Annotated in this window: 21 protein-coding genes; 14 read left to right on the top strand and 7 right to left on the bottom strand. The window is 68.0% G+C overall.

Features of this window, described 5'->3' with window-relative positions; genetic code table 11:
* Window positions 1–86: 86 nt before the first annotated feature.
* Window positions 87–764, bottom strand: coding sequence for a (d)CMP kinase (gene cmk, locus AC04MD_RS17835; RefSeq protein WP_475498608.1), 678 nt, complete (start codon window positions 762–764; stop codon window positions 87–89).
* A 162-nt stretch (window positions 765–926) separates the two neighbouring features.
* On the opposite strand from cmk, the gene ykgO reads away from it, so the two are divergent.
* From ykgO to AC04MD_RS17795, 8 genes are all read left to right on the top strand, one after another.
* Window positions 927–1,052 (top strand): type B 50S ribosomal protein L36, encoded by a 126-nt coding sequence (gene ykgO / locus AC04MD_RS17830; protein WP_010342887.1) that lies wholly within the window; start codon window positions 927–929, stop codon window positions 1,050–1,052.
* 109 nt (window positions 1,053–1,161) lie between these two features.
* Window positions 1,162–1,488, top strand: a complete 327-nt coding sequence (locus tag AC04MD_RS17825; RefSeq protein ID WP_313926915.1) for a hypothetical protein — start codon at window positions 1,162–1,164, stop codon at window positions 1,486–1,488.
* 27 nt (window positions 1,489–1,515) lie between these two features.
* Window positions 1,516–2,547, top strand: coding sequence for an agmatine deiminase family protein (locus tag AC04MD_RS17820; protein ID WP_475498607.1), 1,032 nt, complete (start codon window positions 1,516–1,518; stop codon window positions 2,545–2,547).
* A gap of 125 nt (window positions 2,548–2,672) precedes the next feature.
* Entirely contained in the window at window positions 2,673–3,647 is a 975-nt protein-coding gene (locus AC04MD_RS17815; protein WP_475498606.1) for an aldo/keto reductase, read from the top strand.
* Between the two features lie 4 nt (window positions 3,648–3,651).
* Window positions 3,652–4,959, top strand: coding sequence for an NTP/NDP exchange transporter (locus tag AC04MD_RS17810; RefSeq protein WP_475498605.1), 1,308 nt, complete (start codon window positions 3,652–3,654; stop codon window positions 4,957–4,959).
* A gap of 84 nt (window positions 4,960–5,043) precedes the next feature.
* Window positions 5,044–5,928: a carbon-nitrogen hydrolase gene (locus AC04MD_RS17805; RefSeq protein ID WP_475498604.1), complete on the top strand. Its 885-nt coding sequence runs from the start codon at window positions 5,044–5,046 to the stop codon at window positions 5,926–5,928.
* A gap of 9 nt (window positions 5,929–5,937) precedes the next feature.
* Window positions 5,938–6,468, top strand: a complete 531-nt coding sequence (locus AC04MD_RS17800; RefSeq protein WP_475498603.1) for an N-acetyltransferase family protein — start codon at window positions 5,938–5,940, stop codon at window positions 6,466–6,468.
* Between the two features lie 4 nt (window positions 6,469–6,472).
* Entirely contained in the window at window positions 6,473–7,708 is a 1,236-nt protein-coding gene (locus AC04MD_RS17795; protein WP_475498602.1) for a TraB/GumN family protein, read from the top strand.
* A gap of 69 nt (window positions 7,709–7,777) precedes the next feature.
* On the opposite strand, the gene AC04MD_RS17790 is transcribed toward AC04MD_RS17795, so the two are convergent.
* The 3 genes from AC04MD_RS17790 to AC04MD_RS17780 are packed head-to-tail and all read right to left on the bottom strand — an operon-like array spanning window position 7,778 to window position 15,545.
* The gene (locus tag AC04MD_RS17790; protein WP_475498601.1) at window positions 7,778–10,891 is read right to left on the bottom strand and encodes an efflux RND transporter permease subunit; all 3,114 of its coding nucleotides are present in this window, start codon (window positions 10,889–10,891) and stop codon (window positions 7,778–7,780) included.
* Window positions 10,888–14,406, bottom strand: coding sequence for an efflux RND transporter permease subunit (locus tag AC04MD_RS17785; RefSeq protein WP_475498600.1), 3,519 nt, complete (start codon window positions 14,404–14,406; stop codon window positions 10,888–10,890). Before AC04MD_RS17785 ends, AC04MD_RS17790 begins: the two co-directional genes overlap by 4 nt.
* Entirely contained in the window at window positions 14,403–15,545 is a 1,143-nt protein-coding gene (locus AC04MD_RS17780) for an efflux RND transporter periplasmic adaptor subunit (RefSeq protein WP_475498599.1), read from the bottom strand. Before AC04MD_RS17780 ends, AC04MD_RS17785 begins: the two co-directional genes overlap by 4 nt.
* Before the next feature lie 364 nt (window positions 15,546–15,909).
* Between AC04MD_RS17780 and AC04MD_RS17775 the strand changes: the two genes are divergently transcribed.
* Complete coding sequence (locus tag AC04MD_RS17775) at window positions 15,910–16,305, top strand: c-type cytochrome (RefSeq protein WP_475498810.1); 396 nt, start codon at window positions 15,910–15,912, stop codon at window positions 16,303–16,305.
* 7 nt (window positions 16,306–16,312) lie between these two features.
* A complete protein-coding gene (locus AC04MD_RS17770; RefSeq protein WP_475498598.1) occupies window positions 16,313–16,768 on the top strand; it encodes a c-type cytochrome in 456 nt (151 codons plus the stop codon).
* Between the two features lie 176 nt (window positions 16,769–16,944).
* Here the strand turns inward: AC04MD_RS17770 and AC04MD_RS17765 are convergent, their stop codons facing one another.
* Together AC04MD_RS17765 and AC04MD_RS17760 are read right to left on the bottom strand one after the other, a co-directional pair.
* Window positions 16,945–18,609, bottom strand: coding sequence for a DNA polymerase III subunit gamma/tau domain-containing protein (locus tag AC04MD_RS17765; RefSeq protein WP_475498597.1), 1,665 nt, complete (start codon window positions 18,607–18,609; stop codon window positions 16,945–16,947).
* A gap of 15 nt (window positions 18,610–18,624) precedes the next feature.
* Window positions 18,625–19,221: an NfuA family Fe-S biogenesis protein gene (locus tag AC04MD_RS17760; protein ID WP_475498596.1), complete on the bottom strand. Its 597-nt coding sequence runs from the start codon at window positions 19,219–19,221 to the stop codon at window positions 18,625–18,627.
* Window positions 19,222–19,314: 93 nt separating this feature from the next.
* Here AC04MD_RS17760 and AC04MD_RS17755 point away from each other — a divergent pair, with 93 nt between their 5' ends.
* From AC04MD_RS17755 to AC04MD_RS17745, 3 genes are read left to right on the top strand one after another with little or no spacing between them, the layout of a single operon-like run.
* Window positions 19,315–19,662, top strand: coding sequence for a 4a-hydroxytetrahydrobiopterin dehydratase (locus AC04MD_RS17755; protein ID WP_475498595.1), 348 nt, complete (start codon window positions 19,315–19,317; stop codon window positions 19,660–19,662).
* Window positions 19,662–20,075 carry an energy transducer TonB gene (locus AC04MD_RS17750; protein WP_475498594.1) on the top strand — a complete coding sequence of 138 codons (414 nt, stop codon included), beginning with the start codon at window positions 19,662–19,664 and terminating at the stop codon, window positions 20,073–20,075. Before AC04MD_RS17755 ends, AC04MD_RS17750 begins: the two co-directional genes overlap by 1 nt.
* Before the next feature lie 13 nt (window positions 20,076–20,088).
* Window positions 20,089–20,562: a hypothetical protein gene (locus AC04MD_RS17745; RefSeq protein WP_475498593.1), complete on the top strand. Its 474-nt coding sequence runs from the start codon at window positions 20,089–20,091 to the stop codon at window positions 20,560–20,562.
* Here the strand turns inward: AC04MD_RS17745 and AC04MD_RS17740 are convergent.
* The gene (locus AC04MD_RS17740) at window positions 20,559–21,557 is read right to left on the bottom strand and encodes an RluA family pseudouridine synthase (RefSeq protein ID WP_475498592.1); all 999 of its coding nucleotides are present in this window, start codon (window positions 21,555–21,557) and stop codon (window positions 20,559–20,561) included. The genes AC04MD_RS17745 and AC04MD_RS17740 overlap by 4 nt on opposite strands.
* Before the next feature lie 386 nt (window positions 21,558–21,943).
* Between AC04MD_RS17740 and rne the strand changes: the two genes are divergently transcribed.
* A complete protein-coding gene (gene rne, locus AC04MD_RS17735) occupies window positions 21,944–25,141 on the top strand; it encodes a ribonuclease E (protein WP_475498591.1) in 3,198 nt (1,065 codons plus the stop codon).
* Window positions 25,142–25,228 lie beyond the last annotated feature (87 nt).

Genomic DNA, 25,228 nt, shown 5'->3' with positions numbered 1-25,228 from the left:
GGCCTGCGCGGGATGCGTATGGCCGTGAGTGTTGTGGTTGGAAAACCATGCGGAGGATTCCGCACGGACCTTCTGCAGCGCGGGAATCAACCTGCGCGTGCAGGCACCAGGGCCAGCACGCGCTCGACGACCGCGTCGATGCCGAGGCCGGTGGTGTCAATGAGGACGGCGTCGTCGGCCGGCCTCAGGGGCGCCACCGTGCGCTGGGCGTCACGGGCATCGCGGGCGAGGATCTCGCGTAGCAGACCGTCGATTGTGACGGAAACCCCTTTGTCTTTCAACTGCTTATAGCGCCTTTCGGCCCGTTCGTCGGCGCTTGCGGTCAGAAAGACCTTGTAAGGAGCGTCCGGGAAGATGACGGTCCCCATGTCCCGGCCGTCGGCGACCAGGCCGGGTAGCTGCCGGAATGCACGCTGGCGCTCCTTGAGCGCTGAGCGGACCTCGGGAATGGCGGCGATGGCGGAAGCCAACGCGCCAGTGGTTTCGAGACGAAGCTCGTCGGTAGCGTCCAGATCGTCGACGATCACCCGCAATCCCTGCTCCGATTCGCGAAAGCTTACCCGCGTATCGAAGGCGCAACGGACCAGGGCGGCGGGGTCGGACACGTCCAGATCGGCCCAGCTGGCCGCCACGCCCACGGCCCGGTACAGAGCGCCGGAGTCCAGGTAATGCCAGCCCAGGCGACTGGCCGCGAGGCGGCTCACGGTACCCTTGCCGGCCCCCGAGGGACCATCGATGGTGAGGACGGGAATGGTGTCTGACATGGCGGCTCCAGGGAATTTTCACCCCTATTATGGCGTCCGCGACCGGGACCAGGACGACAGCGCCAGGCACGCCCGATGCAACCGCTTGATAAGCCAACGGAATTGCCGCTAGAATAGCGGGCTTCGCTTCACCCCATATTCTTTTAGCCGAGGTTTCAACTCATGAAGGTCCTGTCCTCCCTGAAGTCGGCGAAGGCCCGTCACCGCGACTGCAAGGTGGTCCGCCGCCGCGGCAAGGTCTTCGTGATCTGCAAGTCCAACCCCCGTTTCAAGGCGCGCCAGCGCTGAGCGACGGCACTGCCGGCTCCGGCCGGCAATGCGCGGAAAGCCGCCTTCGGGCGGTTTTTTGTTGCCTGCCTTTTGTTATAAAAGGCAGATCATCCAGGGGAGTTCCACCATGAGCCGTCGTGCCCTCGCACTTCCGTTGATCGCCCTGCTCGGTCTTGCCGGCCCTGCATCCGCCGATACGCTGCTGATCGAACGTACCCAGGAACAGCTCGCCGCAGCACCGGTTCGTGGACAGACCACGGCCGACGTCGAGGCCCGCTTCGGCGCCCCGCAGCAGAAGCTGGAGCCGCGCGGCGGCCAGAAGCGCCAGTGGCCGGTGATCCATCGCTGGGTCTATCCGGGATTCACCGTCTACTTCGAGAAGAGCCGCGTCATCGACGTGGTCCTGAACAAGGCCTCTGCCGAGGAAATCGGCCCGAAGCCTCCCATCCGCTGACCGGCGCCCCACGCGCCCCGTAATCCGATGACCGATGCCTATCGCTTCCCCGCGGAGTGGGAACCCCAATCCGCGGTCCTGATCGCTTGGCCGCATGCCGAGACCGACTGGGCCGACCGCCTCGCCGATGTCGAGGAAACCTACGTCGCCCTGGTGGCCGCGATCACCCGCTTCCAGCCCGTGGTGATCTGCGTCGCCGACGACGACCTGCAGACCTACGCCGAGGCCCGGTTGCGTTCCGCGCGCGTGGACATGGAGCGCGTGCGCTTCGTGCCGGCCGAATACGACGATACCTGGCTGCGCGACTCGGGCCCCATTACCCTGCGTGACGGCGACCGCTTCAAGCTGCTCGATTTCCGTTTCACCGGCTGGGGCGGGAAGTACGAAGCGAGCCGCGATGACCGCCTGGTCGGAGAACTTTCCGGTCTGCAGTTGTTTCATAATTATTTCGTTCAAAGCATTGATTTTGCTTTGGAAGGAGGCGGCATTGAGACCGACGGTGCCGGCACATTGCTGACCACGTGGCGGTGCCTGCACGAACGTCATCCGGATGCGTCCCGCGAGGAACTCACGGACAAGCTGGCGCGCTGGCTGAAGCAGGACCGGGTGCTGTGGCTGGATCATGGCTATCTGGAAGGCGACGACACCGATGCCCACATCGACACCCTCGCCCGCTTCGCACCTGGCGACGCGATCGTCTACCAGGCCTGCGACGACGCCAGCGACGTCCACCATGCGGAACTGCAGGCGATGGCCGCCGATATCGCCGCGCTGCGCACCGCCGACGGCCGCCCGTACCGCCCGTTCCCGCTGCCCTGGGCGCAGCCGGTGATCGACAACGGCCGCCGGCTTGCCGCGTCGTATGCGAACTACCTCATCATCAATGGCGCCGTATTGATGCCGGCGTACGGCGATCCTGCCGACGACCAGGCCGCTGCGGTGCTCGCCGAAGCCTACCCGGACCGCGAGATCGTCCAGGTGCTGTGCCGTGCGCTTATCTGGCAGAACGGCAGCCTCCACTGCATCACCATGCAACTGCCGGCAGGCCTGCTGGGTTGAGCGCAGTGTCGGTGCCACGGCTCGTGGCACCGTGACATCAGTTGGGCGCAGATTGAACGCTTCGTTTACATCTCGCTCCGGCTGATCACTGATAACCACCGTTTCCCCTGATCGAGGAGACGGCCGTGTATTCACGACGCAAGTTCCTGACGACCACCGCGCTGGCCACCGCCGGCCTCGGGCTGGTGGCCTGCCGCGACGCCGCCCAGGCCGGCGGCATGGACGCGACACGCGGCGCTTCTTCCAAGGCGGCTCCCGCCCCCGTTACGCTGGGCCCGCTGAACACCCGCGCCATCCCGTCTTCGGGCGAACGCGTCCCCGTCATCGGCATGGGCACCTCCGGCAGCTTCCAGGTCGGCGAAAGCGCCGCCGAGCGGGATCCGTTGCGGGAAGTGCTGACGCGCTTCTTCGCCGCGGGTGCCACCCTGATCGATACCGCCCCCACCTACGGGACCGCCGAGGACGTGATGGGCGCCCTGCTGGCGGAGCAGAACCTCACCGCCAAGGCCTGGCTGGCGACCAAGCTGTCCGGCGTGACCGGGCGCGAAGCCGGCATGGCGCAGTTCGAGGACACCCTCCGGCGCCTCAAGACCGACAAGGTCGCGCTGCTGCAGGTCCATAACCTGGGCGACCTGAAGACGCAGATGGCAGTCGCACGGGAACTGAAGGCACAGGGCAAGGTGAATTACGTCGGCGTGACCCACTACGTCGAACGTGCGCAGGACGAGCTGGCCGAGGTCGTGCAGGCGGAGAAGCCGGACTTCCTGCAGATCAACTATTCCGTCGTCAGTCGTGGTGCGGAGAAGCGCGTGCTGCCGCTCGCCCAGGAACTCGGCGTCGCCGTGCTGATCAACCGAGCGTTCGAGGACGGCAAGCTGTTTGCGCAGGTCAAGGACAAACCGGTGCCACCTGCGTTGGCGGAGGCTGGCGTGTCGTCGTGGGCGCAGGCCTTCCTGAAGTTCGCCCTCAGCCATCCGGCGGTGACCGCCGTGATTCCTGCGACCGGCAAGCCCGACCGGCAGACCGACAACCTGAAGGCCGGCACCGGTCCGGACCTGACCCCGGCGCAGCGCGATGCGCTGATCGCCGCGCTGGCCTGAGCCGATGCCGACCCCTCCCGCGCCCGGCATCGCCGGCTGGCTCGCCCGCCTGTTCAATGTCCGCGACCACGAAGTGCCGGTCGTCGGCGCCGGTCTGGCGATGTTCTTCCTGCTGTTCGCCGGCTATTTCATGTTGCGGCCCATCCGCGAAACGATGGGCGTCGCGGGCGGTGTCGACAACCTGCAGTGGCTGTTCACCGGCACCTTCGTTGCCACCCTGATCGTGCTGCCGCTGTACGGCTGGATCGCGTCGAAGGTGTCGCGGCGGCGGATCGTGCCCTGGGTATTCGGCATGGTCGTGGCGAGCCTGCTGGGCTATGGCGCGGCGATGCTCGCGTGGCCGGACGACCTCTGGCTGGCGCGCACCTTCTACATCTGGGTGTCGGTCATCAATCTGCTGATGATCTCGCTGGCGTGGAGCGTGCTGGCCGACGTGATGGAGAGCCACGAGGCCAAGCGCCTGTTCGCGCTGATCGCCGCGGGCGCGAGCCTGGGTGGCCTGGCCGGTCCGCTGCTCACCACCTTGCTGGTGAAGCCATTGGGGCACGGCGGCCTGATGCTGGTCTCGGCGGTGCTGATCGGCGCCAGCGCGGCGACCGCGACCTGGCTGCATCGCTGGCGCGACCGTCATCCGCTGCCCGCCGGCGCCAGTTCCTCCGAACAGCGGCAACGACCGCTGGGCGGCAATCCCTTTGCCGGCGCGACCGCCGTGTTCCGCTCGCCCTATCTGCTGGGCATCGCGTTCTTCGTGCTGCTGCTGGCGACGGTCACCACCTTCCTTTATTTCGAGCAGGCCAAGCTGGTCGCCGAGCGCTTCGCCAGCAAAGAGGAACAGACGCAGGTCTTCGGCCTGATCGACACCGTGGTGCAGACACTCGCCATCCTCAGCCAGTTGTTCATCACCGGTCGCATCGCGCAGCGCCTCGGCGTGGGCGTGCTGCTGGTGGCGGTGCCGGTGATCATGGCCGGTGGCTTCCTGTGGCTGGCGCTGTCGCCGGTGTTCGCGGTGTTCGTCGTGGTGATGGTGGTGCGGCGCGCGGGTGAGTACGCTTTCGTGCGGCCCGGCCGCGAGATGCTCTACACCGTCGTGCCGGCAGAACAGAAATACAAGGCGAAGAATTTCATCGACACCGTCGTCTACCGCGGCGGCGATGCGCTGAGTGGCTGGGTCAAGCGGGCGCTGGACGTGCTCGCCGACCATCCCGCTGCCGCGATGTTCATCGGCGCCAGCGTGGCGGTGGCCTGGGCAGTCACCGGCGTCGCGCTGGGCCGGCGGCAGCGGCGAATGGAGGCGACCAGCGGCACGCCCTGAACCCGCGCATTCATGACCGGGACGCCTGCCGTCACGGGGGACGCGGTACCATGCGCCCTCCCCCCGATACCCCCGCCTCGCACGATGAGCCGCACCACCCTGCCCGTTGCCCTGATCCAGGAAAAGAACCACGGCGATGCCGACGCCAACCTGTCGGTGATCGAAGCGCGCGTCGCCGAGGCGGCCAAACAAGGCGCGAAGCTGGTGCTGCTGCAGGAGCTGCACAACGGCGCCTACTTCTGCCAGCACGAGTCGGTCAACGAGTTCGACCTGGCCGAGCCGATCCCCGGCCCCAGCACCGAACGCCTCGGCAACCTGGCCAAGCAGCATGGCGTCGTGCTGGTGTCGTCGCTGTTCGAACGCCGCGCGGCCGGGCTGTACCACAACACCGCCGTCGTCTACGAGAAGGACGGCAGCATCGCGGGCAAGTACCGCAAGATGCACATCCCGGACGATCCGGGCTTCTACGAGAAGTTCTACTTCACGCCGGGCGACATCGGCTTCACGCCCATCGACACATCGTTGGGTCGCCTGGGCGTGCTGGTCTGCTGGGACCAGTGGTATCCGGAAGCCGCTCGCCTGATGGCGCTGGCCGGCGCTGACCTGCTGCTGTATCCCACCGCGATCGGCTGGGATCCCGACGACGAACAGCCGGAGAAGAACCGCCAGCGCGACGCCTGGGTGCTGAGCCACCGCGGCCATGCAGTCGCCAACGGCCTTCCGGTGCTGAGCTGCAACCGGGTCGGCCATGAACCGTCGCCGTTGGGCGCGTCCGGCATCCAGTTCTGGGGCAACAGCCATGTGCTGGGTCCGCAGGGCGAATTCATCGCCGAAGCCGGCGGCGACGAGACCATCCTGATGGCCGACGTCGACCTGCAGCGCAGCGAACACGTGCGTCGCATCTGGCCGTTCCTGCGCGACCGCCGCATCGATGCGTACGGCGACCTGCTCAAGCGCTACATCGACTGAGGCTTGCGCGTGCCGCTGATCGTCCGAGATGCCACGCCGGCCGATGTGCCCGCCATCGCCGCCCTCTACGCGGACGAAGTCCGCGACCATGTCAACACCTACGAGTACGACGTCCCGGACGAGCCCGAGATGGCGCGCCGCATGCAGGGCGTGCTGGACGCGGGCTATCCCTACCTGGTCGCCGAACTCGACGGTGCCTTCGTCGGCTACGCCTACGCCAGCAGCTACCGCGCCCGCGCCGGCTATCGCAAGACCGTCGAGAACTCCGTCTACGTGGTGCCCGGCCACCAGGGCCAAGGCATCGGCGCCACGCTGATGCAGTCACTGATCGACGCCTGCGAAGCGCGCGGCTATCGGCAGATGATCGCCGTCATCGGCGAACCCACCAATACCGCTTCCATCCGCCTGCACGAGAAGTTCGGCTTCACCCTGGTCGGTATCTTCCGTGGCATCGCCTGGAAGCACGACCGCTGGCTGGACACCGTGCAGATGCAGCGCTCCCTCGGCGTCGGTACCGACGCACCTCCGAAAGACGAATGACGCGATGACCGAATCGATTGATGCCGTTGCCGATCCGCTGCATGGACAACCCCACGAGATCGTCGAGCGCGACGGCGTGCGCTACACCCTGCTCGGTACGGCCCACGTGTCGCGCGCCAGCGTCGATGCGGTGCGCGCCGCCGTCGCCAGCGGCGACTACGACAGCGTGGCCGTGGAGCTGGATCCGGGCCGCCTGCAGTCGCTGACCGATCCCGACACGCTCGCACGGCTGGACCTGGTGAAGGTGATCCGCGAGGGCAAAACCCACCTGTTCGCCGCCAACCTCGCGCTGGCCGCCTACCAGCGGCGCCTGGCCGAACAGCTCGGCGTCGAGCCCGGCGAAGAGCTCAAGGCCGGCGCACTGGATGCGCAGGCGCGTGGCCTGCCGGTACACCTGATCGACCGCGAGGTGGGGCTGACCTTCAAGCGCGCCCTGCAGTCGCTGGGCTGGTGGCAGCGGACCAAGGTCGGCGCCGGCATCCTGGCCAGCATGTTCGGCGACGACGAGGTCGGCGACGACGAGATCGAGAAGCTCAAGCAGGGCGACATGATGGAATCGAGCTTCGGCGAATTCGCCGCCGAAAGCCCGGAGCTCTACCAGACCATCATCGCCGAGCGCGACCAGTACATGGCGTCGGCACTGCGGCAGATCGCCACCGGCAAGCCGGTCGGCGCCACGTCGCCCTACCGCGTGCTCGCCGTCGTCGGCGCGGGCCACCTGCCCGGCCTGACCCGGCACCTGAAGGACGACACCGCCGATCCTGCCGAACTCCGCCGCTCGCTCGAGGTGGTCAAGGCCAAGTCGCGCTTCCCGTGGATGGAGCTGGTGATCGGCGTGTTCCTGATCGGCGGTTTCGCCTGGGGCTTCTGGCAGGGCGGCGTCGATGTCGGTTCCGACCTGCTGCTGCAGTGGGTGCTGGCGACCGGCGTCCTGGGCGCCATCGGCTGCGCGATCGCGGGCGGGCATCCGCTCAGCATCCTCGCGGCCTTCATCTCCTCCCCCCTGACGCCGCTGCATCCGGCGCTCGCCTCGGGCACGGTCAGTGCGTTCGTGGAAGCGACGCTGCGCAAACCGACCTATGCGGACTTCATGGCGCTGCGCGACGACGTGCAGACGATGCGTGGCTGGTGGAAGAACCGGGTGGCGCGCGTGCTGCTGAACTTCTTCCTGACCAGCCTGGGCACCGCCATCGGCGTGTGGACAGGCGGCCTGCGGATGCTCGGAAAACTCGTCGGCTGATCCTTCGTCCCGACGCGTCACCCAAAGAGAAAACCGGGCGATGCCCGGCTTTTTCCTTTCTGCCATGGCTCACTCCGCGTGCATGGCTGCGACGCTGCTGGCCGTCGCCGGAGTGCCGCCGCGTCCCTGCCTTGCGCGCTTGATCGTGCGTGCGGTGCCGCTGCGCAGGTCGTCCAGGATCGCGTAGATGGTCGGCAGGAACAGCAGGCTGACCACCGTCGAGAACGCCAGGCCGCCGGCGATGGCGCGTGCCATCGGCGCGTAGGCCGGGCCGTCGCCCGCCATCTGCGTGTTCGCCATCGCGATCGGCACCATCGCCAGGATCGCCGTGCCCATCGTCATCAGGATGGGGCGCAGGCGTTCGCGGCTGCCCTCGACCAGCGCATCGGTGCGCGACAGGCCACGCCGTCGCAGGTTGTTGATGTGCTCGACCATCACGATGCCGTTGTTCACCACCACGCCCATCAGCACCAGGATGCCGATGAAGGACATGATGCCGAACGTCGTGCCGGTCAGCGCGAACAGCCAGAACACGCCGAACACCGAGAACACCACGCCGCTCATGATCGCCGCCGGGAACAGCAGCGACTCGAACACCGCCGCCATGATGACGTAGATCATCACCAGGGCCAGGGCAGTCTTGAACAGCATCTGCCCCATCGCTTCATCGTCTTCCTGGAATGCGCTGCCGTCGAAGGAATAGCTGTAGCCGGCCGGGAATGCCATGTCCTTCAGCGTTTCCTCCAGTGCCTTGCGTGCGTCGGGCACCGTGACCTTCTCGGCCAGGTTCGCCTGCACGGTCACCGTCGTCTGGCGGTTGGTGCGCTGGATCTGTGTGGCCGACGGCAACACGGCCACGTTCACCAGGCTCAACAGCGGCACGGTGCGGCCGTCGGGCGCGCGCACCATGAAGCCGGCCAGGTCCTCGGTGCCGTAGTCCTCGGCTCCGGCGAAACGCACCCAGACCGGCACTTCCGTCTCGCCACGGCGGAACTCGCGCAGCGGCGCGCCGCGCAATGCCAGGCTGACGAATCGCGCCACTTCCTGCGCGCTGAAGCCGAACGCCGCCGCACGCTCGCGATCCACGCGCACGGTCAGCTCGCTGTTCTGGTCGCCGACGTCCACGCGCACGTCACGCAGTTCCTTGCGCTTGGCGAGGATGGGGATCAGGTCGTTCGCGATCTCGGACAGGGTCTGCGTCGAATCGCCGACCAGCTGGAAGGACACGCTCTGTCCTGGCTGGCCGCCGCCACCCTGCCCGCCGCCCTCGCCGTTGATGCCGATATTGGCGCGCGCCGACTTCGGCAGGTCCTTGCGGAGTTGTTCGACCAGCGGCTTGGTCTCGCTGGCCTTGTCGGTGTCGAACTTCACCTGCGTGCCGCCCCAGCCCTGCTCGCTGAAGTACGAGTACACCTGGGTGATGTGGTACTTCTCGCGGTTGGCCTGCAGGAACTGCTCTACCTTCAGCACTTCGTCCGACATCTGCTCCTTGGTGTAGGCGCCCTTCCACTGGTAGTAGAGCTCGGCTTCGCCGCCGCTGTCACCGCCGAACATGTCGAACTTGGTGAACTTGATCGGCACGAAGCTCACGACCACGATCAGCAGGATGCCGAACACGCTCCAGCCGCGATGCTCCAGCGTCCAGCGCAGGAAACCGGCATAGCGCTTCTGCATGCGCGGGATGATGCCCGTCTCCGTGCGCACCAGTGGCGGCGTCTTCAGCCTGGCGGAAATCATCGGGATCAGGCTTACCGCCACCAGCCACGAGGCCAGCAGCGAGACCGAGATGGTGACCGCGATCTGTCCCAGGTAGATGCTGAGGAAGTTGCGCTCGCCGAACAGGTTCGGCAGGAACACGATGCAATGGCAGATCGTGCCGGCCGACAGCGCGATCGCCACGTGGCGGGTACCTACGATCGACGCCCAGATGGGATTGTCCGGATATTTCTCGCGCTCCTGGTAGATGCTTTCGACGACCACCACGGCGTTGTCGACCAGCATGCCGATGGCCAGCAGCAGGCCCATCATCGACAGGATGTTGAGCGTCACGCCGGCGAAGTACATGAAGCCCAGCGTCATCACGAAGCAGATCGGGATGGCCAGCGTCACCATCGACACCGACGGCCAGTGGCGCAGGAAGAACCACAGCACCACGATCGACAGCACCAGGCCGATCACGCCCGCTTCCGCCAGTTCCAGCAGCGAGGACGTGACGTTCTCGCCCTGGTTCTCGATGATCTTGACCTGCACGTCGCTGAGCGAAGGCTGCGAGCGGATCGCTTCCACTTCCTTCAGCGCATTGCTGGACACTTCCACCAGGTTGGCGTTTCGCTCCTTGAAGATGTCCAGGCCCACCGCCGGCTGGCCGTCCAGGCGGCGGCCATAGTCCATGCGGGCCGGCTTCAGGCGCACGTCGGCGATGTCGCCGAGCCGCACGTTGCCGCTGCCGATCACCAGGTCGCGCAGCTGCTGCAGGTCGGTCAGCTCGCCCACCGGCTGCACGCGCAGTCGCTGCGGGCCGTCGCTGATGACGCCGGCGGAGATGGAGAAGTTGACCGCCTGCAGGCGCGTGGTCAGGTCGTTGAGGCTCAGGTTGTGCGCGGTCAGGCGGTCCTGGTTGATCGCGATCTCGACTTCGTTCGGCGGCGCACCCGACACGTCCACGCGGGCCACGCCGGGAATGCGTTCGATCCGGCGCTTGAACTCGCGTTCGATCATGTCGTACGCGCCGGTCAGGTCGGCCTTGCTGGCCAGGCGCACCCGCAGCACCGGCTGGTCGGTGGTGGAGAACTTGAAGACAAAGTATCGCTGCAGGTCCTCCGGCAGGTCGTCGCGGATCGCATCCAGCCGTTCGCGCGCTTCCGAGGCCGCGATGGCGACATCGCGGTCCCAGTCCGAGAACTGGATGAAGATCTGCGCGCCTTCCGACTTGGCGTTCGACTCCATCCGCTTGATGCCGGCCATCGTCGACAGCGCCTCCTCGGCCGGGCGCAGCACCGTGCGCTCGACCTCCTCCGGCGTCGATCCCGTGTAAGGCAGCGACACGAAGATGAAGGGCGGCGACACCTCCGGGAAGGCTTCCAGCGGCAGACGGATCGCCGCGATCAGGCCGATCACGAACAGCGAAATGAAGAACATCACTGCCGTGACCGGCCGCTTGATGCTGAACTCCGCGACGCTCATGCGGGCTCGCCCTCCCCGTGCGCCGGCATGGCCGCGGCCTTGCGGGCGCGACGGCCGCGTTCCAGGTAGTAGTCGTCGGCGCGGCGGTCCAGCAGGTCGTAGACCACGGGGATCACCAGCAGGGTCAGCAGCGTCGAGACCAGCAGGCCACCGATCACGGTGATCGCCATCGGCGAGCGGACTTCCGCACCCGGGCTGCCGAACAGCGGTGCGGCCGCCAGCGGCAGGAAGCCGAACAGCGTACACAGCGTGGTCATGATGATCGGGCGCAGGCGCGAGCGTGCGCCTTCGACCAGCGCTTCACGCTTGGCCACGCCGGCCTCGCGCAACTGGTTGACCTTGTCGATCAGGATGATGGCGTTCTTGGTCACCAGGCCGACCAGCAGGATCAGGCCGATGAACACCACCACCGACACCGGCGAGTTGGTCAGGAACAGCGCGGCGACCGCGCCGACCAGGGCCAGCGGGATGGTGAACAGGATGACGAAGGGATGCAGCAGCGACTCGAACTGCGACGCCATCACCAGGTAGACCAGGAACACCGCCAGGCCGAAGGCGAACAGCAGCGAGGTCACCGATTCCGCCAGTTCCTCGCCCTGGCCGCCGATATGCATGCCGACGCCGGCGCCGAGCGGATTCTCGGCGACCATCTTCTGCACTTCCTGCACCGCGCTGCCCAGGTCGATGTCGCGCAGGTTGGCCGACACGATGGCCACGCGCACCTGGTCGGCGCGATGGATTTCGCTGGGACCGGTGGTGGCGACCACGTCGGCGACCGCGGACAGGGTCACGGGGCGTGCACTGCCGGGATTGACGATCAGCCGGCGGATGCTCTCCACCGAGGCGCGATCGCCTTCCTGCGCACGCACCAGCACGTCGATCTTGCGATCACGGAAGCTGTAGCGGGTGGCGACTTCGCCACGCACCTTCTTCACCACCACGTCGGCGATCTGGCGCGTGGTCAGGCCCAGCGCACCGGCGCGCTCCTGGTCGAAGCGGATCTGGATTTCGGGGAAACCCTGCTCCACCGTCGACTTGACGTCGGCGTAGTGCGGATTGGTGCGCAACAGCGCCGCCAGCTTCTGGCCCGCGTGCTCGATGCTGGCCAGGTCCTGTCCACGCAGCTCGACTTCCAGCGGCGTGGAGAAGCTGAAGAGCTCCGGACGGCTGAAGTCGACCTGCGCACCCGGGTGATCCTTCATCGTCGCGCGCAAGGCTTCAGTTTCACGGGCTTCGATCGCCTCGTTGCCACCGTTGGCCATGACCACCGTCAGCTTGCCGATGTTCTCGCCGCTCTCGGTCGGGTTCGCATCCAGGCGCGTGCCGCTGCCGCTCACGCCGTACAGCGCGTGGACGCCTTCGGCGCCGGCATGCTTGATCTGCAGGTCGCGCACCAGCGCATCCGTCTTCGCCAGCGGCGTGCCCGGGGGCAGCTTCACCGTCATCTCGAAGCGGTCCTGTGCCAGCTGCGGGATCAGGTCCGCACCCAGCATCGGCACTGCGGCGAGCGCCACCACGAACGTGGCGGCAGCGAACGCCAGCACCAGCCACGGGCGATGCAGCGATGCAGGCAGCAGGCGCATGTAGCCGGCTTCGGCGCGGTTGTACGGTGCCATCGCCAGGTCACTGGCCTTGCGCATGACGGGACCCACCACGGCGGCCAGTCCGCGCCACGCGCGCACCACCAGCCAGGCAAGGCCGAACGACGCGCCACGACTGGCCGCACCGACGCCACGGCCCGTCGCCGCGAGCGGCTTCTGCCAGCGCGACCCGGGCTTCCACTCCGGATGCGGGGCTTCTTCCGGGAACGCCAGCGGCGGCCGTCCCTTCAGCGAGCTCAGCATCGGGATCAGCGTCATCGACACGATCAGCGAGATGGCGATCGCGATCGCCACCGTCATCGCCTGGTCGCGGAACAGCTGGCCGGCGATGCCCTGCACGAACACCAGCGGCAGGAACACCGCGATCGTGGTCAGGGTGGACGCCACGACGGCCATGCTGACCTCGCGCGTACCGACCATCGCCGCCTCAAGGATGCCCAACCCGCGCTCGCGGGCCTTGGCAATGCTCTCCAGCACCACGATGGAGTCGTCCACCACCAGTCCGGTGGCCAGCGCCAAACCACCCAGCGACATGACGTTAAGGCTCAGGTCCAGTTCGCCCATGAAGAAGAACGTGGTGACGATCGACACCGGCAACGACAGGCTGATGACGAACGTGCTCCAGCCATCGCGCAGGAACAGGAAGATGATCAGGATGGCGAGTACGCCGCCGATCACGGCATCCTTCTGGACGTCGGCGATGGCGTGCTCGATGAACAGCGACTGGTCGTCGATGACCGTCAGCTCGACGTCCGGCGGCACCTGCTGCTTCAACTGTTCGAGCTTCTTCTTCAGCCCCTCGGCCGTGGACACGGTGTTCGCGTCGCCTTCCTTGTAGATGGCCAGCTCGACCGCTTCCTTGCCCGCCAGGCGGATGATCGCCTCACGCTCCTTGAAGCCCTGGCGCACGTCGGCCACGTCCTTCAGCCGCACCGGCATACCGCCGGCGACCACGCTGCCACCGCCGCCCGAGGCACTCTGCACCGATGCAGCCGCCGCCATCGCTTCGGCCGACCCGGTGGAGGCCGCGATCGCCGCCATCTGCGCCGCCGCAGACGCGGCGGCGTTGTCGCCGCCGCTCTGCGTGGTCACCAGCATCTCGCGGATCTCGTCGACCGTCGCGAACTGGTTGACCGTTCGCACCAGGTAGCGCTGCGAACCTTCTTCCAGGCGACCGCCGGAGACGTTGACGTTCTCCTGCTGCAGGCGCTGGATGACCGTGTCGATCGGCAGGTTGAGCTGGGCCAGCTTCTGCTGGTCGATGTCGACCTGGATCTCGTCTTCCAGGCCACCGCCGACCTTCACCGCGGCTACACCGCCGACGGGCTCCAGCTTCTTCTTGAGGTCGTCGTCGGCATAGCGCCGTAGCTCGGTGAGCAGGCGGATCGCGTCGGTGTCGTCCTTGGGCTCCTGCTTGTTGGACAGCACCAGGCGCAGGATCGGCTCGGTCGAGGGATTGAAGCGCAACAGCACCGGGGCCTTCGCCTCCAGCGGCAACTGCAGCACTTCCATCTTGTCGCGGACTTCCAGGCTGGCCTGGTCCATGTCCGTGCCCCAGGCGAACTCCAGCACCACGTCGCTCTGGCCAGTGCGCGACACCGACTTCAGCTTGCGCAGGTTCTTCACCACGCCGACGGCTTCTTCCACCGGCTCGCTGATGAGGGTCTCGATTTCGGAGGGCGCGGCACCGGTGTACTCGGTGCGCACCGTCAGCGTGGGGTAGCTGAGGTCCGGCAACAGGTTGACCTTCAGCGAGAACAGCGCGATCACGCCGAACAGGAACAACGTGATCCAGAACATCGCCACGGTGACGCGACGGCGGGTGGAGAACTCGACGAGTCCTCCGCCCACGGTGCCATCGCCCCCGGTCGCGTGGGGGTCGTGCTCCCCCGGTGCGTGGCCAGGCGAGCTCATTGCTTGCTTCCCGTGGTCTTGGCGGCTTCCGGCTTGGCGGCGACCTTCGCGGCTTCGGCGCCAATCACCTGCACGGCACTGCCCTCACGCAGCGCCACCTTGCCGGCGGTCACGACCTGCTCGCCGGCCTTCAGGCCTTCGCGCACCTCGATCCACTCACCATCGACGTAACCCACCTTCACCGGCACGCGCGTGGCCTTGCCGCCGCGCACCGCGAACACCGCGGGGTCGCCATCGTCGAGCAGCGCGATGCGCGGTACCACCAGCGCATCGGCGCGCTGGTCGTAGTCGATGCGGATGCGGCCGAACATGCCCGGCTGCAGCACGCCGTCGCTGGCGAACGAGCCGACCACGCGGAAGGTGCCGCTGCCGGAATCCACCACCGGGGCGATGCGGTCCACCGTGCCCTGGAACACCTTGCCGGGCAGCGCGTCCACCGCCAGCGCGATCGGCAGGCCGGCCTTCAACGTGGACAGTTCGCGCTCGGGCACGTTCAACGTGGCTTCCAGGCGCGACTGGTCGACGATGCGGATGATCGGCGTGTTGATCTGCACGAAGTTGCCGGACTTGATCGACCGCGACGCCACCACGCCCGAGATCGGCGCCGTGACCGTGGTGTACGACAGCTCCAGCGCCGCGGCGCGGTAGATGGCGCGCGCGTTCTCCAGGTCGTACTTGATCTGGTCCACATCGTTGGCGCTGATCATCTGCTGCTCGACCAGCTGCTGCGCGCGGCGGTAGTTGTTCTCCAGCTTGCGCATCTGCGCTTCGGCCTGGGCGACCTGCAGGCGCAGGCGGTCGGGGTCCAGCCGCACCAGCGCCTGGCCGGCGCGGACCACCTGCCCTTCCTCCACCAGCACGGCCAGGGCGACACCGGAGGTCTTGGCGACGACCTGGGACTCGCCCAGCGCCTCCAGCGCGGCGGTGCCGCTGTAGCTGGCGGCGACCGGACGATGGGTGACCTTGGCCACCTCGACCGGGATGGCATCGGGTTCCTTCGGGGCGTCGCCGTTCTTGGCCTGGGCCTCGGGCGTCGGGCCGCCTCCCTTGCAGGCGGACAGGACCAGCAGGCTGCACAGCACGGGGACCAGTGCGAGGCGCAGATAGGAACGGCCGGAATGGGGGCGGGGTCGGGACATGGTGCGGTACCGTGGTGGTGTTGTGGTGGTGTTGTATGAAGGTATATCACCCCTGAACGACTTCCATGCGCCGAAGGTCATGGTGACTTGCGTCGAGGTTCGTGCTGCTGCCGGCCCCGCTTTGCCGGCGACGGTGGATGTCGGCGCGACGGCTGATCGCCGGCGTTCCCGATGCGCGGGTTCCTTGCTGTTGCCAACGTCGTCGCGCACCGCTGCCAGGCAACCATTCGGCGGCAAAGGACGCGGCGGCGGGCTACGCGCACGGACCCTGCCTGTGCGCGGCATTCGGTCGCAGGCTATACTGCGTTCAGCCAAGCGCTGCGGTGGTCCGTGGCGCGCGCAACCTGAGAGTTCTCCGAGAATGATGCGACCGCTGCCGCTCGCCGCTTGCCTTGCCTTGGCCGCCCTTCCGCTGGCCGCCCTGACCGCCCAACAGGAAGCCCCCGCCGCCGCGCCGGCCGCCACTGAAGCCACCGCACCGGCTGCTGCTCCCGCCGCCAAGCCGCTGGTCGGCAATGCCGACACTGGCCGCACCCTCAGCTACACCTGCCAGGGTTGCCACGGCATCGAGGGCTACAAGAACGCCTACCCGAGCTTCAAGGTGCCGAAGATCGGCGGCCAGTCGGCCGATTATCTGGCCAACGCGCTGACTGAGTACCGCACCGGCAACCGCAAGCACCCCACGATGCAGGCCCAGGCGCAGAGCTTCTCCGACCAGGACATCGCCGACATCGCCGCTTTCCTTTCCACCGTCAAGTAAGCCCACCATGCCCAACGCCAAGCACGCCCAGCGTCTAGCCATCGTCCTGTTCGCGGCCCTCACCATGGTGGCTTGCTCGAAGGAAAGCACCGAGGCTTCGGCCGAGAATCCCGGCCATGCCAGCGGTCAGCATGGTTCCAGTTCGTCCGCCGGCCTGCCGAAGGGCCACATCGCCAAGGGCGAGGAACTCGCCAAGGCCAAGGGCCAGGCCACCGGTCAGAGCTGCGTGGATTGCCACGGCGCGGAAGGCAATGCGCCGATCGACGACACGTATCCCAAGCTGGGCGGCCAGTACGGCGACTACCTGGCGCATGCGCTGCAGGCCTACCGCAGCGGCGACCGCCAGCACGCGCTGATGACGCCGCAGGCCGCGAACCTCAGCGACCAGGACATCTCCGACCTCGCCGCCTATTTCGGCTCGCGTCCGTCGCAGCTGCGCGATCTGCACAACGTGCACAGGTAAGCCTGTCCCTATCGGAAATGCAGAACGGAGCCGCAAGGCTCCGTTCTTGTTTGCAGCTGCGGCAAAGCGTTCCGTGGGAGCGACCTAAGTCGCGATGAACCTCCGTGGCGCCCTATCGCGACTTACGTCGCCCCCGCACCACCCCCTCTTGCCACACACCTTTCATCATCGCGCAATCAGCTGTCGGTCGGAATCGGCGTGCGCTTGACCGGGATCTCCGGCGGCGGACGCGCCTTCGGCGGCTCGGGGAACAGGCTGCCCAGGCCGCAGCCGCCCCCCAGTTGCAGCACCGAGATCGAGCACTTCAGTTTCATGTTGGTGCCGGGGATCGGGATGTCGACCTCGCGCACGTTGCGCCGCACCCATTCGGCCAGCAGCGATTCGCTGGGGACCCAGTACTTGTCGAAGCTGGTGGGCTCATAGTCGTACGGTGGTCGCTGCAACCAGGTGCCCGCCTCTTCCAGCCGCTCGCGCGTCCACTGGTCGTTGCCGCCGCCCGGAGCGCCGCGTTGCGCCGTGGCATCACCGGCGTTGCCCGGCACGCGCAGGCTGCCGTCGGCGTTGTAGAGCCCGGCCTGGTCGCGGCCGTCGGCAGCGCTGTCGCCCGCCACGTTGCGGCGCGAATTGCCCCAGTCGTCCGTGCGTGCCGGCGTGCTCCACCCGCCGGGTTTCATTGCCGGTGCCGGGCCCGCATTGCTCGATGAAGGTGCCGTGGTGCCACGCGGTGCGGCGGTCGCCGTCGATGGTGCCCGTGTACTCGCCGTCGAAGGCGAGGCCGATGCCCCCGTCGTCGAAGGCGCGGCGACGGCAGGTGCAGGCGCTGGAGACGGCCGCGGCGAGGGCTCGCGGACCTCGGCCTGCCGCACGTTGCGCTCCCGCGTCGCGACAGCGCGCGGCGATACCTCGCGCGACGGTATCGGCACCGCGCGCACCTGCGGCGCAGGCGTGGCCATCTCGCGTTCACGGACCTCCGCGTCGCGCGTGGCCATCGCCGGCACGTCGACGGCACGCACCGGCGTGTCGCGGCGCACGACGGGCGCGGTGACCGGGGTGGGAATCTCGCGGGTGGGCACGCCCACCTCCCGCTGCGCCGGTTGCGTGATCTCCGGCTGTCGCGGCGTGACGGACGGCAACACGAAGGCGCGGGTCGGCTCGGCGACTTCGGTGACCTGCAGCGGTTGATCCGCGATCTCGGGGACCGGCACATCGCGCGGCGGAACCGGCGGCACGTCCATCGCCATGGTGGGCGCCGCGACGTCCGATGGCGGAGGCGACGATTCGCTCGGTTGCGGTTGCGGTTGCGGCTGGGCAGGCGCCGGCGTCGCTGACGGTTGCGCGACAGGCGCGGCGCTCGCCGTCTGCTCGGCGGCGGTTTCGCCGGCCTGCGTCGCGCCGCCCCTTTCTTCCGGGCTGCCCTCGCCGATCATTTCCAGCCGGACGCGGCTGCTGTCGCCGGCCTCCTCGGGCGGTGGCGGGATCTGCACCAGCGCCACCCACAGCAGGAACAGGAAGAACAGCAGGTGCAGCGTTCCGCTGGTGAACGCCGCGGCCCAGCGCAGCCAACGCTCTTCGCGCGGCGGCGGTCCCCAGCCCTGGTAGAACAACGAACGGAGCGCGTAGAACCGGCTGGGCAGGAACGGCGCCGCGCGCCGCGCCTTCGGCGTGTGGACGGCCAGCACGTCGAGGATGGCGTCGGCCTTCTCGCGCGTGATGCGGCCCAGCCGCTCCGGCAATGCGCGCAGCCACAGGCCCCAACCGAAAGGCAGGCGGGTCTGGCGTTCGAGGATGGGGGCCGCCTTGCGCGGCAACAGGTGTGCGATGACGTCGGTGGCGTTCGTCACCGGCGCTAAACTCCGTCAGGCCGCGTTGCCGCGGGGGATGTACGGCGCATCGCCGGTCCCGTGATCGGTCGCGTCACGGACCGCGGTGACGCCGGGCACGCGCGCCATCAGGGTCTTCTCGATGCCCTGCTTGAGGGTGACATCGGCCATGCCGCAGCCGTGGCAACCGCCACCGAAGCGCAGCCAGACCACGCCGTCGCCGCTGACCTCCTCCACCGCCACGCGCCCCTTGTGCGACGCCAGCTGCGGATTGATCTCGTTGTCGACCACCCAGCGCACGCGCTCGACCAGCGACGCCGCGTCGCCCGGCGCTTCGCCCTTGATGCGAGGGGCCTTGATGGTCAGCTGGGTGCTGGCGCCCTTCAGCACGTAATCGATGTCGGCACCGTCCAGCCAGTGCACGCTGGCGGCATCGACATACAGCGTGAAGCCATCGCAATCCACCGCCCACTCGTCGCCCGCCAGATCACGGGGCTCGGCGAACTCGAGACGCGCATCGGCCTGCGCCGTGCCGGGATGGACCGCGCTGAGGCGAACGCCCAGGCCGGGCAGCGCCTCGCGCTCGATCAGCTTGCGGAAGTGCGCCTGCGCGCTGTCGGAAATCTGGATCATGCGGCTATTCTAGCCCCCTGCCCCACGGGCATTCACGTCCACAGGCCGGTCGTCGTGGTTCATTCAGACTGGTCGCCCAGCAGGAGTTGCGCCATGTCCGACCTGATCCCCCTCGCCCGCGCGCATTGCGTGCCGCTGCGCGGCAGCGAACACCGCCTGCCGCCCGCACGCATTGCCGAACTGCTGCCGCAGGTCCCCGGCTGGGAGGTGGTGGAGGACGGCCATGCGCTGCTGCGCACGTTTCCGTTCGACAACTACTACGAGACGATGGCGTTCGTGAACGCACTCGCCTTCGTCGCGCACGCCGAGGATCACCACCCCGACCTGGGCGTGCATTACAACCGTGCCGTCGTGCGCTACTCGACGCACGACGTGGGCGGCCTGAGCGAGAACGACTTCATCTGCGCGGCCAAGGCCAGCGCCCTGCTGGGAGACTCCTGATGGAACGTCGCACCAACGCATCGTCCCTGCTGCTGCTCGCCGTTGTGCTGGCGCTGTCGGCCTGCGCGAAGAAGGCGGAAGAATCCGCGACGCCGCTCGTCGCGCCGACCGAACTGGCCGCGATCGACACCCCGCCGCCCGCCTATCCGGCCGAAGCCGAATGCAACAGCGAAGGCGGCACCACGGTGCTGCGCGTGACCATCGAACGGGACGGCGTCCCGGCACGCGTCGCCCAGGTGCAGAGCAGCGGCAACGCCGCGCTCGACAAGGCCGCGCTGGCGGCCGTGCAGACGTGGAAATTCCGCGCCGCCACGCGCAACGGCCAGACGGTCAGTCACACCATCAACGTGCCGGTGACGTTCCCGCCGGTGCTGGAGAAGCCGACGCGGTGTTTCGCGCAGGGCGCAGGCTGAGTTGGTGTTTCCGATGCGCGTCGGTCTGGCGGTCATGTTGGTGGGCTGTGTCGCCGCGAACGTCAGCTCCGCGCCGAACGCCCTGCCACCGCCACCTGTCGCGCCAGCGGAAACGCCACCCTATGCCGAGCTGTCCGTCAGCGTATCCGCCACCCGGTCAAATACGCTTCCGGACGATGCTGAACTCAACCGGCTACACCTCGAGACCAGCGACAACGGCGGGCTACGCGCACAGGCGTGGATCCGCCACGATGAGCTTGAGCAAGCAGACGAGGCCTCGTCCACGGCTTGGCTCGGAGGCGGTGAACTGCATCTGATCGTCCCGCTCAAATCCTCGGTTTCGCCGTTCGCACCCCGCTGCTGCCTGGCGTATTCCCGTGTGGACCTCAGGTTGAGCGAAATCTCGTCTTGGCCCCGATCGGTGATGTTGCATATCGAGCGTCCGCAGCTGCACCTGCTCGACACTCGACACATTCCAGAGCCTTAACCCAGTTGGTCGAGCGCTGAAGCCAGATCGTCGGCCAAGGGCGCATTGAGCACGTAGGGCGTCCTGCCCCCATCCAATGCGAACTGCAGCGACGCGGCGTGCAGGAACAGACGCTTGAGTCCGACCTGCTCGCGCAGGCGCTTGTTGACCGCCGGATCGCCGTACTTGTCGTCGCCGGCCACGGGATGGCCGATGTGCTGGGCATGCACGCGGATCTGGTGGGTGCGGCCGGTCTCGATGCGCACCTCGCAATACGAATGCCCGCCACGCCGCTCGAGCACGCGGAAATGGCTCAGCGACGGCTTGCCGTCGCGGTGCACTTGAACATGGCGCTCGCCGCCCTGGCGCAGGCCGATGTGCAGCGGCGCGTCCACGCTCATCACGCCATCCGGCATGCGGCCGACCAGCAGGGTCAGGTAGCGCTTCTCGATGCCGCGGGTGCCGTCCTCGCTGTCCTCGCGCAGCAACGCCTGCAGTTCGGACAGCGCCGAGCGCTTCTTGGCCATCACCAGCAGGCCGGAGGTGTCGCGGTCCAGCCGGTGGACCAGTTCCAGCGTCTGGTTCGGCCGCAGCGCGCGCATCGTCTCGATGGCGCCATGGCTGATCCCGCTGCCACCGTGGCTGGCGACGCCGGTCGGCTTGTTGATGACCAGCAGGCGCTCGTCCTCGAACACGATGGACGCCTCCATCCGCTTCAGGAAGCCGCTCGGCGGCGCGACCTTGTCTCCTACTTCGACGAGACTGACGGGCGGAATCCGGACCTCGTCGCCGCCTTCCAGCTTCCGCTCCGCCTTGGCCCGGCCGCCGTTCACCCGCACCTGGCCGCTGCGCACCAGCTTGTAGACCAGACTGCGCGGCGCGCCTTTCAGCTGGCCGAGCAGGAAGTTGTCCAGCCGCTGCCCGCCCCTGTCCTCCGGCACCGTGACCGTCCGCACGGCGGTCTTGGCGCCTGCGGCCGGCTTCTCGGAGGGGGGGCTGGGGTTGGAGCCGTTCATTCTGTTACACTCGGAGGGCGAGATAAGGGTTTGATTTCGCAGGGAGTTGCAGTTGGGCCAGAAGCCCGTCTCCCCGCGATTCCGGCAAGTGCGCGGCCACCGCCCCAGGGGCGGCCATGTTAGCGGCTGATCGGCAGGCCCGGATACCGCCGGGTGCGTGACGGCACCTGATGCTGAACATGTCCCGCGTGGCGCCCCCTTCCGAGGGAAGCTGCCTCCGGCCCCGCAACACCTATTAGAAAGAAAAGCGCTCCCGCGGCCTGCCGTGGTGTCGTAGCGCTGGAAACCCGAATCTGCCCCGCTGCGCCTGCGCAAGGGGCGGTGCAACGTTCCAGAGGCGAAACCCCATGGCGTTCCGCGCGGTAGCAGCGCGCGAGGAACGCACAATGAAACGCATGTTGATCAACGCCACGCAGGCAGAAGAGCTGCGCGTGGCCATCGTCGACGGTCAGACCCTGTACGACATCGATATCGAACAGCCGTCGAAGGAACAGAAGAAGTCCAACATCTACAAGGGCCGCATCACCCGGCTCGAGCCCTCCCTGGAAGCCGCCTTCGTCGATTACGGCGCGGACCGCCATGGCTTCCTGCCGCTGAAGGAAATCTCCCGCGATTACTTCCAGGCCGGCGTCGACCACAACAAGGCCGGCATCCGTGAGCTGCTGAAGGAAGGCCAGGAAGTCGTCGTCCAGGTCGACAAGGACGAGCGCGGCAACAAGGGCGCCGCCCTGACCACGTTCATCTCGCTGGCCGGCCGCTACATGGTGCTGATGCCGAACTCGCCCACCGCCGGTGGCGTGTCCCGCCGCATCGAAGGCGACGACCGTGCCGAGCTGAAGAAGGCGATGGACGCGCTGGCCATTCCCGACGACATGGGCGTGATCATCCGCACCGCCGGCGTCGGCCGCGACGCCGAAGAGCTGCAGTGGGACCTGGACTACCTGCTGAGCGTGTGGAAGGCGATCGCCGAAGCGGCGCTGACCAAGCCGGCCCCGTTCCTGATCTACCAGGAAAGCCGCCTGATCGTGCGCGCCCTGCGCGACTACCTGCGCAGCGACGTGGGCGAGATCCTGGTCGACACCGACGAGCTGTACGAGACCGCCCGCGAGTTCATGCAGCAGGTCATGCCGCACAACCTGCGCAAGCTGAAGCCGTACAAGGACGACATCCCGCTGTTCAACCGCTTCCAGATCGAATCGCAGATCGAAGGCGCCTATGAACGCAACGTCCGCCTGCCCTCCGGCGGCTCCATCGTGGTCGACCAGACCGAGGCGCTGACCGCCATCGACGTCAACTCGGCGCGCGCCACCAAGGGCGGCGACATCGAGGAGACCGCGTTCCATACCAACATGGAAGCGGCCGAGGAAGTGGCCCGCCAGCTGCGCCTGCGCGACCTGGGCGGCCTGGTGGTGATCGACTTCATCGACATGTCGAGCAACAAGCACCAGCGCGAAGTCGAGAACAAGCTGCAGAACGCGCTGAAGTACGACCGCGCCCGCGTGCAGATCGGCCGCATCTCGCGCTTCGGCCTGCTCGAGATGAGCCGCCAGCGCCTGCGTCCGTCGCTGGGCGAGTCCAGCCAGATCGTCTGCCCGCGCTGCGAAGGCCATGGCCGCATGCGCAGCGTCGAATCGCTGTCGCTGTCGATCATCCGCGTGGCCGAAGAGCACGCGATGAAGGACAACACCGGGCAAGTGCTGATCCAGGCCCCGCTCGAGATCGCCAACTTCCTGCTCAACGAGAAGCGCAGCGCGCTGCGCGAGATCGAGCAGCGCCACGACGCGCCGGTCATCATCGTCGCCGACGAAGCGCTGCACACGCCGCACTACGAAGTCACCCGCATCCGCGAGAACGAGCTCGGCGAAGAAAGCAGCAAGCCCAGCTACCACCGCGGCACCCAGCGCAAGCTGCCGGTGCATGCGCTGACCAAGGCGCAGCTCAACATCCCGGCCGCGCCCGCCGTCACCCACGTCAAGCACACGCAGCCGGCTCCGGTGCGCGAAGAGCGCGAGGCGCCGGCTCCGGTGGCCGCACCCGCACCGGTCGTGGCGCCGGTCGCCGTCGCCGCGCCCGCCGCGGGCGGCGTGGTCGGCTTCTTCAAGCGCCTGTTCGGCGGTGGCGAAGCCGCGGCACCAGCCCCGCAGGCCCGCCCGCAGCAGGACAACCGCCAGCGCAACGATCGCAACAACAACGGCCGTCGCGAGAACCGCGACAACCGTGACAACCGCGGCCAGCAGCAGAACCGTGGCGGCAAGCAGGACAACAGCCGCCGCGACGAGCGCAACAAGGGCCAGAACGCCCAGGGTGGCAACGCCCAGCAGCAGAAGCCGCGCAACGAGCAGCCACAGGGCCAGAAGCAGCAGAAGCCGCAGGGCCAGCCGCAGAACGCCCAGGGACACGCACCGCAGCAGCCCAAGGCGCCCAAGCAGCCGCAGGGCCAGCAGGGTGGCAAGCCGCAGCAGGACGGCCAGGGCCAGCGCCAGCCGCGCGCGCCGCAGCAGGATGTGGCCGCCAAGCTCGCCGCACCGGTCGCCGCCGATGCGGTGACGACGGCTGCCGCCGTGGCCGTTGCCACGCAGGACACCGTCATGCGCACCGCCGCCGCCCCGGCGCCGGTTGCCGTTGCTGACGTGCCGACGATCGACACCGACGCGACGCAGGTGATCGCCGTCGACGGCGAGGCCGCAGCGTCCGCCGACGCGGGCGACACCGGTGAAGGCGGCCGCCGCCGCCGTGGCCGTCGTGGTGGCCGTCGCCGCCGTCGCGGCAATGGCGAAGCCGGTGCCGCAGGCGAAGAAGGCATGCTGGCCGACGATCTGGGCAGCGACGACGACGCACCCGTCGCCGACCGTTCGCAGCCGGAGTTCGACTTCGACGACGAGGAACCGGCCGTGGCCGCGCCGCGTGCACCGAAGCCGCACGCGGCTCCCGCCGTCGCCGCTGCTGCACCGGTCGTGTCAGCAGCACCGGTCGTGGCCGCCGTGGTCGCAACGCCGGCGCCGGAGACCGTCGCCGACCCGACGCCCGCCATCGTGCCCGCGCCGGTCGTGGTCGAGACCGCTGCGGCCGCCGAGGTCATCGAGGAAGTGAAGGCCGAAGCCGCCCGCGCGCAGCCCGAGGTCATCGCCACCGTGCAGCACGAAGCCCCGGCCGCCGTCGCCATCGTCGACTCGGTCAAGGCCGAGATCGCCGCCGAACCGGCGCCGGTGGTCGTCGAGGGGGTCGAGACGCCCGCACCGGTCGTGGTCGTGGCCGCCCCGGTCGAGACCGTGGAAACCGTCGTGGAAACCCCGGCCGTCGCCGTGGTACGCAACGAGCCCGTGCAGATCGATCTGGTCGACGCGGTCAACGAGGCGACCGCGGAAGCCGAGGCGCCTGCCGAGGCCGTCGCACCCGCACCGGTCGCACCGAAGCCCGCCAGCGCGCCGGCCACCGGTTCGCTGTTCTTCGTCGCCGACGCCGACACGCCGCCGTCAGTCACGCGCAGCCTGTTCGAGCCCGTGGTCGCCCCGGTCAAGCCGGCCGACGATGTCGCACAGGCCGACAAGCAGGACGATGACACCACCGAGAATCGCAACGCCTGACGCGCTGCGACTCCTCCGATGTCGGAAAACACACTGGCCGCGCGAGCGGCCAGTGTCGTTTCAGGGGGAGCTATCAGCGCGGGATGG

It is taken from the genome of Pseudoxanthomonas sp. LjRoot206 (genome assembly GCF_056175725.1).
Note: the sequence above shows the minus strand (reverse complement) of the source record. Positions and strands in the feature narration are given on the sequence as shown.

What these genes read in the sequence shown, in the direction of transcription:
- AC04MD_RS17810 (WP_475498605.1), top strand. Translation starts at nt 3,652, where the DNA reads ATGCCGACCCCTCCCGCGCCCGGCATCGCCGGCTGGCTCGCCCGCCTG.
- AC04MD_RS17785 (WP_475498600.1), bottom strand. Translation starts at nt 14,406, where the DNA reads ATGAGCTCGCCTGGCCACGCACCGGGGGAGCACGACCCCCACGCGACC.
- AC04MD_RS17745 (WP_475498593.1), top strand. Translation starts at nt 20,089, where the DNA reads ATGCGCGTCGGTCTGGCGGTCATGTTGGTGGGCTGTGTCGCCGCGAAC.
- AC04MD_RS17755 (WP_475498595.1), top strand. Translation starts at nt 19,315, where the DNA reads ATGTCCGACCTGATCCCCCTCGCCCGCGCGCATTGCGTGCCGCTGCGC.
- AC04MD_RS17790 (WP_475498601.1), bottom strand. Translation starts at nt 10,891, where the DNA reads ATGAGCGTCGCGGAGTTCAGCATCAAGCGGCCGGTCACGGCAGTGATG.
- AC04MD_RS17770 (WP_475498598.1), top strand. Translation starts at nt 16,313, where the DNA reads ATGCCCAACGCCAAGCACGCCCAGCGTCTAGCCATCGTCCTGTTCGCG.
- AC04MD_RS17795 (WP_475498602.1), top strand. Translation starts at nt 6,473, where the DNA reads ATGACCGAATCGATTGATGCCGTTGCCGATCCGCTGCATGGACAACCC.
- AC04MD_RS17825 (WP_313926915.1), top strand. Translation starts at nt 1,162, where the DNA reads ATGAGCCGTCGTGCCCTCGCACTTCCGTTGATCGCCCTGCTCGGTCTT.
- AC04MD_RS17740 (WP_475498592.1), bottom strand. Translation starts at nt 21,557, where the DNA reads ATGAACGGCTCCAACCCCAGCCCCCCCTCCGAGAAGCCGGCCGCAGGC.
- AC04MD_RS17780 (WP_475498599.1), bottom strand. Translation starts at nt 15,545, where the DNA reads ATGTCCCGACCCCGCCCCCATTCCGGCCGTTCCTATCTGCGCCTCGCA.
- AC04MD_RS17805 (WP_475498604.1), top strand. Translation starts at nt 5,044, where the DNA reads ATGAGCCGCACCACCCTGCCCGTTGCCCTGATCCAGGAAAAGAACCAC.
- AC04MD_RS17775 (WP_475498810.1), top strand. Translation starts at nt 15,910, where the DNA reads ATGCGACCGCTGCCGCTCGCCGCTTGCCTTGCCTTGGCCGCCCTTCCG.
- AC04MD_RS17750 (WP_475498594.1), top strand. Translation starts at nt 19,662, where the DNA reads ATGGAACGTCGCACCAACGCATCGTCCCTGCTGCTGCTCGCCGTTGTG.
- ykgO (WP_010342887.1), top strand. Translation starts at nt 927, where the DNA reads ATGAAGGTCCTGTCCTCCCTGAAGTCGGCGAAGGCCCGTCACCGCGAC.
- rne (WP_475498591.1), top strand. Translation starts at nt 21,944, where the DNA reads ATGAAACGCATGTTGATCAACGCCACGCAGGCAGAAGAGCTGCGCGTG.
- cmk (WP_475498608.1), bottom strand. Translation starts at nt 764, where the DNA reads ATGTCAGACACCATTCCCGTCCTCACCATCGATGGTCCCTCGGGGGCC.
- AC04MD_RS17760 (WP_475498596.1), bottom strand. Translation starts at nt 19,221, where the DNA reads ATGATCCAGATTTCCGACAGCGCGCAGGCGCACTTCCGCAAGCTGATC.
- AC04MD_RS17820 (WP_475498607.1), top strand. Translation starts at nt 1,516, where the DNA reads ATGACCGATGCCTATCGCTTCCCCGCGGAGTGGGAACCCCAATCCGCG.